Origin of the sequence: Tardiphaga sp. 619_E2_N8_4 (genome assembly GCF_051810905.1) — a bacterium.
GTDB classification, from domain to species: domain Bacteria; phylum Pseudomonadota; class Alphaproteobacteria; order Rhizobiales; family Xanthobacteraceae; genus Tardiphaga; species Tardiphaga robiniae.
In genome coordinates, this window is sequence record NZ_JBPWQJ010000001.1 from 4,818,645 (window position 1) to 4,830,455 (window position 11,811).

Annotated in this window: 12 protein-coding genes; 3 read left to right on the forward strand and 9 right to left on the reverse strand. The window is 62.2% G+C overall.

The window, feature by feature from the left end:
* Window positions 1–13: 13 nt before the first annotated feature.
* The 6 genes from AB8A23_RS23195 to AB8A23_RS23220 form a co-directional block, all read right to left on the reverse strand.
* A complete protein-coding gene (locus AB8A23_RS23195; RefSeq protein WP_068730581.1) occupies window positions 14–787 on the reverse strand; it encodes a motility protein A in 774 nt (257 codons plus the stop codon).
* A gap of 213 nt (window positions 788–1,000) precedes the next feature.
* Complete coding sequence (locus AB8A23_RS23200) at window positions 1,001–1,747, reverse strand: class I SAM-dependent methyltransferase (RefSeq protein ID WP_439058098.1); 747 nt, start codon at window positions 1,745–1,747, stop codon at window positions 1,001–1,003.
* Window positions 1,748–1,879: 132 nt separating this feature from the next.
* On the reverse strand, window positions 1,880–2,599 hold the full coding sequence (locus tag AB8A23_RS23205) for an RraA family protein (RefSeq protein WP_309944514.1): 720 nt from the start codon (window positions 2,597–2,599) through the stop codon (window positions 1,880–1,882).
* Window positions 2,600–2,772: 173 nt separating this feature from the next.
* A complete protein-coding gene (pssA, locus tag AB8A23_RS23210; protein WP_439060474.1) occupies window positions 2,773–3,648 on the reverse strand; it encodes a CDP-diacylglycerol--serine O-phosphatidyltransferase in 876 nt (291 codons plus the stop codon).
* Window positions 3,649–3,728: 80 nt separating this feature from the next.
* The gene (locus tag AB8A23_RS23215) at window positions 3,729–4,427 is read right to left on the reverse strand and encodes a phosphatidylserine decarboxylase (protein ID WP_068730577.1); all 699 of its coding nucleotides are present in this window, start codon (window positions 4,425–4,427) and stop codon (window positions 3,729–3,731) included.
* 51 nt (window positions 4,428–4,478) lie between these two features.
* Window positions 4,479–6,434, reverse strand: a complete 1,956-nt coding sequence (locus tag AB8A23_RS23220; protein ID WP_439058097.1) for an ABCB family ABC transporter ATP-binding protein/permease — start codon at window positions 6,432–6,434, stop codon at window positions 4,479–4,481.
* A 209-nt stretch (window positions 6,435–6,643) separates the two neighbouring features.
* Here AB8A23_RS23220 and AB8A23_RS23225 point away from each other — a divergent pair, with 209 nt between their 5' ends.
* Window positions 6,644–7,249 carry a TIGR00730 family Rossman fold protein gene (locus AB8A23_RS23225; protein WP_089267321.1) on the forward strand — a complete coding sequence of 202 codons (606 nt, stop codon included), beginning with the start codon at window positions 6,644–6,646 and terminating at the stop codon, window positions 7,247–7,249.
* Window positions 7,250–7,255: 6 nt separating this feature from the next.
* Here AB8A23_RS23225 and AB8A23_RS23230 read toward each other — a convergent pair whose 3' ends face one another.
* From AB8A23_RS23230 to cysS, 3 genes are all read right to left on the reverse strand, one after another.
* Complete coding sequence (locus tag AB8A23_RS23230) at window positions 7,256–7,648, reverse strand: VOC family protein (RefSeq protein WP_439058096.1); 393 nt, start codon at window positions 7,646–7,648, stop codon at window positions 7,256–7,258.
* A gap of 27 nt (window positions 7,649–7,675) precedes the next feature.
* Window positions 7,676–8,170, reverse strand: coding sequence for a GNAT family N-acetyltransferase (locus AB8A23_RS23235; RefSeq protein ID WP_439060473.1), 495 nt, complete (start codon window positions 8,168–8,170; stop codon window positions 7,676–7,678).
* Between the two features lie 115 nt (window positions 8,171–8,285).
* Window positions 8,286–9,680, reverse strand: coding sequence for a cysteine--tRNA ligase (cysS, locus tag AB8A23_RS23240; RefSeq protein WP_439058095.1), 1,395 nt, complete (start codon window positions 9,678–9,680; stop codon window positions 8,286–8,288).
* A gap of 302 nt (window positions 9,681–9,982) precedes the next feature.
* Here cysS and AB8A23_RS23245 point away from each other — a divergent pair, with 302 nt between their 5' ends.
* Window positions 9,983–10,288, forward strand: a complete 306-nt coding sequence (locus tag AB8A23_RS23245; RefSeq protein WP_089267154.1) for a hypothetical protein — start codon at window positions 9,983–9,985, stop codon at window positions 10,286–10,288.
* 230 nt (window positions 10,289–10,518) lie between these two features.
* Window positions 10,519–11,703 carry a DUF2865 domain-containing protein gene (locus tag AB8A23_RS23250; RefSeq protein ID WP_231080940.1) on the forward strand — a complete coding sequence of 395 codons (1,185 nt, stop codon included), beginning with the start codon at window positions 10,519–10,521 and terminating at the stop codon, window positions 11,701–11,703.
* Window positions 11,704–11,811 lie beyond the last annotated feature (108 nt).

Consider the following 11,811-nt stretch of genomic DNA (forward strand, 5'->3'; position numbering starts at 1 on the left):
TGCCTCCAGTGTGTTACGCTGGGACCGGCTCACTTTCGTCATGGCGGTGCTTCTCGGGCAGATAGGCCAGCAGCATTTCGCGGACCAGCGCCGGGCTCTTCGAGTCGCGGATCATCAGGATGCCGTCGATGATGAGCGTGCGGTTGGTCTCCTCATCGAGCACCTTGACGTGCAGTTTGTCGGCGATGGGCAAACAGATCAGGTTGCCGACGATCGCGCCATACAGCGTCGCCAGCAGCGCGACAGCCATGAACGGTCCGAGCTTGGACGGATCGGACATGTTCGAGAACATCTGCACCATGCCGAGCAGCGTGCCGATCATGCCGAAGGCCGGCGCGCAATCGCCGATGGCGCGGTAGATCTTCGACCCTTCGTCGAGATGCATGAGGAAATTGTCGCGGTCGCGCTCAAGATTGTCGCGGATGAATTCGAGGTCGTAACCGTCGGCAACGAAGCGGATTCCCTTGGCGAGGAATGCGTCATCAGTTTCGACTTTTTCGAGTCCGACCGGTCCCTGCTTCCTCGCGATTTCCGCGATGCGGGCGAGTTCGTCAACGAGATCACGCGCGTTCAGGCGGCTCAGCGTAAATGCAAATTTGGCGCCGAGAGGAATGCCGTGAAGGATGGACGAGAGCGGAAAGCGGATCAGCGTCGCGGCGAACGAACCACCGAAAATGATGATGACGGCGTGGATGTCGTAGAACATCCCGAAGCTGCCGCCCATGAGGACCAGGGTACACAGCACAATGATGCCAGCGACAAAACCGACGAGTGTTGTGATATCCATGTCAACTCCGACGCTATACACGTATCGAACGACGCCCGTCCTGGACGGCGGCACGCCTCGAGATCAGGCCGCGCGAAGGTACCTTAGCGATACTGCGATTAAGGACGCGTTACCGCTTCACGGTTCATTAACGACAGATTAATGACGTGCGAGCACGCGTGGAACGATACGGAAAGTTCGTTCAGCAGACAGATTGAGGATGATTGTGCTGCGTCAAACAGCGCGCTGGACGACCACGAAGGTACGTGACCCCGGCGCGTGGGTCGGGTCATCGAGAAACTCGATCGGCTTGAGGCCGGCGGCCACGCAGAAGTCGGCGATCGTATTCTTCGGCAACGGCTTTGCACCGCGCCACGACGTATCCGCCGTCAGCGGATCCTTGCCGAGCAGCGCCTTGATCCTCTGGATGACAGGTGTCGGGACGAACTTGGCGATATGCCAGAGGATCGTCGGATATTCGTGCGCCGTTCGGAAGTGAATGAGTCCAAGCGCGGATGGACGCAGGATGCGGGCAACCTCGACCAGATTGGCCTTCACGACGTCATGCGACGGCATGTGCTGAAAGACCTCATATGACCACACGAAATCCGCAGTTTCGGACGCCAAGGGAAACACGACGCCATTGCCGGCGACGAAGCCGAGATTGCTGAACGCCGCTGCCGCCGCCTTGGCCTTTTCCACCATGACGTCGGACACATCGATGCCAACAGCCCTGGTGAAACGCCGGCCAAGTGCCTGCGTGAAACGTCCGACACCGCAGCCGATATCGACCGCCGTCTTGCCGGCGGGATCAACTGCATATTTTGCGAGAACAGGATCGATCAGCAGCGTCGCGCGTTCGCGACCGAGTGCGAAGAATTTTTCGGGATCGTGATCCCACAGCTCGGTCTCGACGTAAAAGAACGGGTCACGATTTGCACGCTCATTCCAGGCTTTCTTCATATCCTTGGTCTGAGGCAATACCGTCTCCAATGTCCGTTTTAACGGCGGAACCGGCAGTTAGCCCGAAGCCCTCCGGCCGCGCAAGCAACCGGAGCTGGTTCGGGTTGATCGGCATCTAACCTTTATCGTTAGTCTTAATAGCCCCGGATTTCAGTGTATTTCCGACGAGCGCGCCATCGCCTCTTTCAGCTTCTCGAGCGTGAATGACGGGCTGCGCGCGATATCGAGAATGGGTGTCTCGCGCCGCCCGCACAGCTCCGCCGCTTCCGGCAGTTTCGCGGCGACATCGAGCGGGATCACAACCGCGCCGTGCTGATCGGCATGGATCAGATCGTCCGAACGGACACTCATGCCGGCAACGCGTATTTCATTGCCGAACTCGCTCACATGCACATGCGCATGCGACGGACCGATCGTGCCGGCGAGCGCCTGGAAGTCCGGTGCCCATTGCGGGATATCGCGGATCGAGCCATCGGTGACCACACCCAGGCAACCGAGCGCCCTGTGGACGGCGCTGTTCACCTCGCCCCAGAACGCGCCATAGCCCGCGTCGGGCCCGTCGATATCCTGGATCACGCTGATGCGCGGACCGATGCCCGTACCGACATAGTCGTAGTAAGCGAGCCGCCGCGCCTTCTGCTCCGCGGCAGGCAGACCGGACGCCATGGTCGCGCGAATGGTCGCGGTGCGCGCATAGCCGACGATGGGCGGCAGATTGGGAAACGGACAAACCAGCGGACGCGTGGTGTAGCCGATCAGCCGGCGATCGGGGGCGACGATCTCCATCGCATTGCAGATGGTCGGCGTGTCGTAGCGGCCCAGTGCTTCCAGAACGGATGCGGGCAGCGGACCGGTCGCGGAATTCGTCACGGCGTTTCTCCTGTGTGTGATTATCGCATCCCGTCTTCGCGGGACGTCGTCGTCGCTGAGTGACTCCGGATATAGCCGACTTCACTGCATGCCCAAAACGAAATGCAGCCGCTTTCGTCCTGGCTGCTATCGCAGGGGAAAGCGGCTGCATGAATTGTTCGCGAGATGGATAATCAGTTCAGGCGTGCGGGCCGATCATCCGGTGCGATCTCTGGTGCACCCGGCGTATAGGGCGGCGATGCATTGGGCGCCGCCGGATCGACAGGGACCACCGACTGCGCGGCGAGCGCACGTTCCTGATCGCGATACGATTTCCAGCCCAGCGGCAGGCTCAGCAGATACATGATCGAGAGCGCCGACAGGATGTGCCAGGGGTAGCCGATCAGCAGCGCGATGAAGAGCACGACGCCGACGAACACCGGCAGCACCAGCTCACGCGGCACCCGCATGTTCACGGCCTTGCCGGAGAACACCGGCAGCCGCGACACCATCAAGAAGCCAACCAGCAGCGTGTAGAGGGTCGTCAGGATGGCCGGCGGCATCGGCATGCCCAGGAAGCCCAGATAGATCGGCAGCATCACGGTGAGCGCGCCCAGCGGCGCCGGCATGCCCGTGAAAAAGTTGGCCGCAAAAGCCGGCTTGTCCGGATCGTCCATGGTGGCGTTGAAACGCGCCAGCCGCAGACTGCCGGCGATGGCGAACACCATCGCGGCGATCCAGCCGGCATTGCTGAGATCGTGGAGCTGCCAGAAATACAGGATAAGGCCAGGCGCCACGCCGAAATTGACGAAGTCAGCCAGGCTGTCGAGTTCGGCGCCGAATTTGGACTGGCCCTTGATCATGCGGGCGACACGGCCGTCAACGCCATCGAGCACGGCGGCGAACACGATGGCCGCCACGGCAAGTTCCATCCGCCCCTCGGTGGACAGGCGGATCGCCGTTAGGCCGGCGCAGATCGCCAGCAGCGTGATCATGTTCGGCACCAGCATCCGGATCGGAATGGTCCGGAACCGGCGGCGGCGCGTCTCGGGAGACTGGTCAGGAGGCATTTGCATGGCGTGATCCTAGCAAATCCCACCCTGCTCCGCCATTGTGGCGTCCTGCCGCTCAAAGCGGCAGGAAATCGGGGTTAATCGACGCGGTATGTGCGGCCGCCGTCACCGATCCGGAAATCGGCCAGCACGGTCTCACCAGCAATCGCGGTCTGCCCCACGGCCACCAGCGCCTTGCTGCCTTCCGGCAGGTAGATATCCAGCCGGGAGCCGAAGCGAATGAGGCCAAAGCGCTCGCCAGCGCTCAGGGTCTGGCCCTCGCGCACGAAGGACACGATCCGGCGCGCCACAAGCCCGGCGATCTGCACCACGCCGATCCGGCCGCCGGGGGTCGAAATCACCAGCGAATTGCGCTCGTTGTCCTCGCTGGCCTTGTCCAGCTCGGCATTGATGAACTTGCCCGGCCGATAGGCAATGCGCTCGATCCGGCCAGCCACCGGGCTGCGGTTCACGTGGACGTTGAAGACGCTCATAAACACCGAGATGCGCAGCAGCGGCTGATCGCCGAGGCCGAGTTCAGCCGGTGGCAGCACCGGCTGAACCATCGATACTTTCCCGTCGGCGGGCGACACCACGACACCCTCGCGAGTCGGGGTCACGCGCACCGGATCGCGAAAGAACAGCGCGCACCAGACGGTCAGGACCGTGCCGATCCAGCCCAGCGGCGTCCAAATCCAGAACAGCACCAGGCTCGCCAGCGCAAAGGCGCCAATGAACGGATAGCCTTCCTTGTGGATCGGCGGGATCTGGCCACGGATGGAATTTGCGATGGACATGGGTGCTTAAAACCTGGGTTCGGGCAGAATCTGGCCCTGCTTTAGCAGAGATTATTCCGCCGCGTCAGGCGTCATCAGCCGGTCGTCATCGACCGGCGGTGGGGTGCGATTGGGGGCGATGGCATCGTCGCCGATCTGGGCCAGCCGCTCACGGGCCTCCTGGGCCTCGCGCTGCCGGTTCCACATGCTGGCATAGAGACCGCCCGCGGCCAGCAACTGGCCATGGGTGCCGCGCTCGGCGATCCGGCCCTGATCGAGCACGATGATCTCGTCGGCGCCGACGATGGTGGACAGCCGATGCGCAATCACCAGCGAGGTGCGGCCCTGCGAAACCTTCTCCAGTGCGTCCTGGATCTCCTGCTCGGTGTGACTGTCGAGCGCCGACGTCGCTTCGTCGAGCAGCAGGATCGGCGGCGCCTTGAGCACGGTCCGTGCAATGGCCACGCGCTGCTTCTCGCCGCCGGAGAGTTTCAGGCCGCGTTCGCCGACCTCGGTCTCGTAGCCCTTCGGCGACATCCGGATGAACGGGTCGATCTGCGCCATGCGGGCGGCTTCCTCGACCTCTTCGTCCGTCGCGTCCCAGCGGCCATAGCGGATGTTGTAGCGGATGGTGTCGTTGAACAGCACGGTGTCCTGCGGGACCATGCCGATCGACTGGCGTAACGAGGCCTGCGTGACATTACGGATGTTCTGGCCATCGATGGAGATCGTTCCGCCCGACACATCATACAGTCGGAACAGCAGTCGCGAGATCGTCGACTTGCCGGCGCCCGACGGGCCGACGATGGCGACGGTCTTGCCGGCCGGCACGTCGAAGGAGAGCCCCTTCAGGATCGGCCGCTCCGGGTCATAGGCGAAACGCACGTCGTCGAAGCGCACAGCACCTGACGTCACCAGCAGCGGCTTGGCTCCTGGAATATCCTTCACTTCCGGATTGCGGTTCAGGACACCGAACATCTTCTCGATGTCGATGATCGCCTGCTTGATCTCGCGATACACCATGCCCATGAAATTCAGCGGCTGGTAGAGCTGGATCATCATGGCGTTGATCATGACGAAATCACCCACCGTGTGGGTGCCGTTGCGCACGCCGACCGCGCACATCAGCATCGTCGATGTCAAACCGAGCGTGAAGATGATTGCCTGCCCGGTATTGAGCACAGCCAGCGACGTATAGGTCTTGACGCTGGCGCGCTCGAAACGCTCAACGGTCTTGTCATAGCGCTCGGCCTCGCGCGTTTCAGCGCTGAAATATTTGACCGTCTCGTAGTTCAGCAGCGAGTCGATGGCCTTGGTATTCGCTTCGGTATCGGACTCATTCATGTTGCGGCGGATGGCGATGCGCCACTCGGTCGCCAGATACGTATAGTACATGTAGACGACCACGGTGATCGCCACGACCAGCACATAGCGCCAGTCGAACTGCCACAGCAGCACACCCATCACCAGCAACAGCTCGACGATGGTCGGCACCAGTTGCAGGATCACCATCCGCACGATGACTTCGATGCCTGCGCGGCCGCGTTCGAGCACGCGCGTCAAACCACCGGTCTTGCGCTCCAGATGAAAGCGCAGCGACAGCTCATGCATATGAACGAAAGTGAGATAGGCCAGCTTGCGCACCGCATGCATCGCCACCTTGGCGAAGATGCCGTCGCGCCATTGCGTGAAGATCGCCATCAACACGCGGATGGCGCCGTAGCTAACGGTCATGGCGACCGGCGATGCGATCAGCCACAACGTCCAGTTCGAGGACTGGACGGGAGCCGTATCGGCGCCGGTCAGCGCATCGATCGCCCATTTGAAGGTGAACGGCACTGTCAGGGTGGCCGCCTTGGCGACCAGCAGCAGCAGCATCGACCAGACGACGCGCATCTTCAGGTCGTCGCGGTCGCCCGGCCAGATATAGGGCCACAAATGGGCGAGCGTTCCGAACAGGGTGCCGCGTTCGATATGGGCCGGGCTAGGAACTGTCTCGTCGTTCAGTGCGGGATCGGAATCAGACATGCACGGCGCCTGGAACGAACGGAGCTGCGGCCCGGGGCCGGCTCAAAATGGAGGTCGATTTCATTAGAATGCATATAGGCGCTTTGCCGGAACGTCGCACCCTCGCGGAGCATTCTTTTCCCTGCGGAGAGGTGTCCCGGGCAGGAATTTCCCGTATCGCGTTCATTCCGTGTCTTGACGCTGTTATCCCGCAGTGCCACATGGATTCCATGAGCACAATTAAAACGATCTGCGTCTATTGCGGCTCCGGCCCCGGTACCAATCCCAGTTTCGTCGAATCAGCGGTCGCGCTCGGCAAGATCATGGCCGAGCAAGGCATTGGCTTGGTCTATGGCGGCGGCTCCATCGGCCTGATGGGCGCGGTCGCCAAGTCCGTGCTGGACAATGGCGGACGGGTCACCGGCATCATCCCGGAATTCCTGACCAAGCGCGAAAACGCGCTGACCGCCGCCCAGGAACTGATCGTTACCCACGACATGCATGAGCGCAAACGGCTGATGTTCGAGCGATCGGATGCCTTCGTCGCCCTGCCCGGCGGCATCGGCACGTTGGAAGAGCTAGTCGAACAGCTCACCTGGCAGCAACTCGGCCGCCACAGCAAGCCGATCCTGATGGCCAATATCGATAACTTCTGGGAACCGCTGCTTGAGCTGCTCAAGCACATGCGCTCGACCGCCTTCATCCGGCCGACACTGCCGCTGGACGTGCTAACGGCCGACCGTGCCGAAGACATCCTGCCCCGGCTCCGCACCGCTGCGGCGCTGGCCTCCGACGAAGCCAAGAAGCTGGCTCCGGACGTCGCGACGCGGCTCTGAGACCTGCTACGGCGTGGTGGCGTCGTCCTTCGGGAACGTCACCACCTCGATGCGATTACCATCGGCATCGGCGATGAAAGTCGCATAGTAGCGCACGCGATCATGCGGCCGCAGCGAGGGCGCGCTTTCCGAGACGCCGCCGGCGGCCGTGGCTGCCGCGTAAAACGCATCAACCTCATCCATCGTCCTCGCGCGCAGACAAAGATGCACACCGCTATCAAGCGGTAGCGGCGCCATGCCTGCACGCAGATTGAGCCAGACTTCGGGATAGGTCTTGCCGAACCCGACCATTGCGGGACGTGTTACCAGTCGGGTCATGCCAAGCAGCGCGAAACTGCGCTCGTAGAAAGGCACGGCACGTTCGAGATTGCTGACTGCGATGGAGATGTGATCAATCACCGGTCTTCCTCCCCTGCCTTCTTCGATTTAGGACGCCCCGGATTCACCCAGCGTCTTCTGCATCGTGGTGTTGGCAAGCCACTCGTCATTAACAGGCACGCTGTTGCGCTGTGTCGGGATATACCCCCGCTTCTTGAAGAAAGGCTCGGCGGTGTCGCTGGCATCGACGGTCAGCAGCTTTGCGCCGCGCGCACCGGCCAGCCTCTCGATCGCATCGATCAGCAGTGATGCCACCCCCCGGAGGGCGGCATTCGGATGCACGTAGATCAGGTCGATATGGTTGGCGCCCTTCAGCGATGCGAAGCCGACCGGCACGCCGTCCAATGTCGCAATCAGCGTGAGTTGCGACGCCAGCCGCTTGCCGAACGCCACCTCGTCGTCGACTGTGGCGGCCCAGGCTTCCTGCTGCGTTTCGCTGTAGTCTTCGCCCGTCAATTCCTCGATGCTGGCCACATAGATCGCAGCCGCAATCGCGGTGTCATCCGGCAGGAACGGCCGCAGTGCCGGTTTCGCCTCGCCCATCGCGCTCACCAGAAATCCACCAGCTTCAGTGCCAGCGCGATCGCGCCGACGATCAGCGCCCACTTCAGCGCAATGTAATATTTCCAGTGCTTTGGAAACGGTGTGTCGGGTCGGCTCATCGCGCAATCTCCCAGGTGGTGCCTTCCTTCGAGTCCTTGATGACGACGCCCATGGCGGCAAGTTCGTCGCGAATACGATCCGACTCCTTGAAGTCCTTGCGGGCCCGTGCGGCTGTACGATCCGCAATCAAACCATCGACCTTTGCTGCATCGATCCCGCTGGCCTGTTGTTTGCGTCCATTCCACTCTGCTGCCGTTTCCGACAGGAAACCGAGCGCACGCAGTGACGCTGCAAATTGGCTGCGATCGCCGTCATTGCCTGCTGCCGCACTGTTGCGAAGACCGTGTAACGCCGCAACAGCCAGCGACGTATTCAGATCGTCGAACATCGGCTCCATCACCTTGTCGGAGACGTCGCCACCTGTTGCATCCGCTGCGACCCAATACCAATCATCGAGCGTCTTGGCGCTTTCTTCCAAACCTTTCACGGTCCAGTCGATCGGCGAACGATAGTGTGTCTTCAGCATGTTCAGGCGCAGCACTTCGCCCGGCCAATCTTGCAGCAGTTCACGGATCGTGAAGAAGTTGCCGAGGCTCTTCGACATCTTCTCGCCTTCGACCTGCAGGAAGCCGTTATGCATCCAGTAATTCGCCATCGCATGCGTACCGTGCGCGCAGCGCGACTGGGCGATTTCGTTTTCATGATGCGGGAAGATCAGGTCGAGGCCGCCGCCATGAATGTCGAAGATCGTGCCGAGATAGGCCTCCGCCATCGCCGAGCACTCGATGTGCCAGCCCGGACGGCCCCTGCCCCACGGACTGTCCCAGCCGGGCTCTTCCGCGGATGACTGCTTCCACAACACGAAGTCGGTCGGATGCTTCTTGTGCGCATCGACTGCGACGCGCGCACCGGCCTGCTGATCTTCCAGTTTGCGGCCGGAGAGTGCGCCATAGTCGGCCATCGACTGGGTGTCGAACAACACTTCGCCCGCAGCCTCGTAGGCGTGGCCGCGCGCGATCAATTCCCTGATCAGCGTCACCATGTCGGTCTTGCCGTCGGGGCGCGGCAGCACGAAGTCCGTCGCCCGCGGCTGCACTGTCGGCGACAGGCAGCCCAGCGCTGCGACGTCGGCCTGAAACTGATTGGCCGTGGTCTCGGTGACCCGGCGGATCGCCTCGTTCAGCGGCAGGCCCGGAAAGTCGCGCAACGCGCGATCGTTGATCTTGTCATCGACGTCGGTGATGTTGCGGACATAGGTGACTTTGTCGACTCCGTAGACGTATCGCAGCAGCCGGTACAGCACGTCGAACACGATCACCGGACGCGCATTGCCGATATGGGCGAAGTCGTAGACCGTCGGCCCGCAGACATACATCCGGACGTTGTCGGCATCGATCGGCGTGAAGACGCGCTTCTCGCGGGTCAGAGTGTCGTAAAGGCGCAGTTCCATGGATGTCCGTCCCTTGCGGCCGGGCGTCCTCTCATCCCTCTTGAGATTGATCTCGTTGAGACAAAGACGGCCTCAGCCAGCGAATCGCTAGCTCTTAATCTCGCGGCAAATGCCACAAATGGCGAGAGAACCGTTCATCGGGGCACCATGGGGCAACCCCAGGTGGCCCGTCAAGGGTGTGGAACTATGCCGCAAAGGGCTGATTTCGGCCTCAATCCATCGCTACGCCGCCCATGGTTAATGATTATTAATCTTTGGGGCGTATCGAATGAGGGCGAATTTCCTCATTCATTCGGTGAGTTATGAAATCCATTTCAGTCGTTCTGACAGCGGCATTTGTTCTGGCCGCTTCCTCGGCCTTTGCCGATTCCCGCGTCTTCATCATCGCCAACCAGTCTGACGGTTACGGTATCGACCAGTGCCTCGCCCGCGGCGAGAAGTGCGGCGCGCATGCCGCCCTGTCCTATTGCAAATCGCGCGCCTTCGACCAGGCCGTCGCCTATCGCCGCGTCGATCCCGATGAAGTGACCGGCTCGGTCCCGACGTCAGGCAGCGCCTGCCATCACGGCAAATGCGACGAATTCGTTGCGATTACCTGCCAGCGCTGACATCCCGCGGCCTGCGACTTTCTCGCGTCACGCTTGCGGCCACAGTGAGGCCCCGGAAACGACGTGACCCTGCCGCGAGAAGCAGCTATGGAAAGCCGCGTTCGCCGCCGCATTTTCATCGCGCGCGTCTGGCAACGTCGGCGAGAGGTTGGCGGCGGTATCGACGCGCGATGCCGCACCACCCCGCTTGTTTCTGTCTCGCTCGCTTCTGACTCGCGCATTGGCCGGATATGTCTGACACTGTGACTGCTTCCCTTTCTCGCTGGGTTTTTGTTGGTGCCGCACTGGTTGGTGCGCTGTCGCTGGGCACTCCTGCATCGGCGCAGAACGGACCGCCACCGGCCTATCCTGCGCAGCAGGTCTATCCGCCAAGCCAGGCGCAGCAGCAGGGTTCTGCCAATCCGATGTGCGGGCGCCTCGAGGCGCAGCTCGCGACCATCGATCGCGGCAACGGCCTCGATCCCGCACGCGCCGAACAGCTTCGCCGCTATGAGGACGCCGCGTCCAAGCAGCAGAGCGAGCTCGACCGCGTCTCAGCGCAGGCCAAGCGGATGGGCTGCGACAGTTCCGGCTTCTTCTCGCTGTTCAATGGCCAGTCGCAGCAGTGCGGCCCGGTCAACAACCAGATCCAGCAGATGCGCGGCAATCTGGATCAGATCACCAGCAATCTCGAACGCCTGCGCGTCGGCACGCCCGGCAGTTCGGACCGTGATACCCAGCGCCGCTCGGTGCTGCTGGCCCTCGCGCAGAACAATTGCGGCCCGCAATACGCCGCCGCTGCGCAGCGCGCGGCGCCACAGAACTCAGGCCCCGGCGGCTTCCTGAGCAATCTGTTCGGCAACAACGAGCCAAGCCCCGGCGCACCGCCGCTGGACGGCAATATGTCGCCCGTTCCGTCCGGCACCTATCGGACCGTCTGCGTGCGCACCTGCGATGGCTTCTATTTCCCGATCTCGTTCGCGACGATCCCGGCGCGTTTCGGCGATGACGAGCGGACCTGCAAGAATCTCTGCCCGGCCTCCGACGCCAACCTGTTCACCTATCGCAATCCCGGCGAGGACATGAACTCGGCCGTCTCGGTTTCGGGGCAGCCCTATTCGTCGTCGCCGAACGCTTTCAAGTATCGCACCGAATTCAATCCGTCGTGTTCCTGCAAGGCGCAAGGCCAGACCTGGTCCGAAGCGTTGAAGAATGTCGACGACAAATCGGCAGCGGAGAATGGCGACATCATCGTCACCGAGGAACGTGCCAAGCGGATGTCGCAGCCGCAAAAGGGCACGCCTGCCGCCTTGAAGAAGGGCGCAGCACCGGAGGCGCCTGCAGCAGCGGCTCCCGCGCAGCCGGCGACACCGTCCACTCCTGGCCAGATCCGGACCGTCGGCCCGCAATTCCTGCCGAACAACGCGCCGCGTTAAGCCTCGGGTCCTCGCCGGGCCAGGCGGGGCGACGACGGCACGGCCCTTGCGTCCAGCTTCGGACAACCTCCGAACGGTAGGCTCACGCCAAACCGCGAGGGTGTTCGG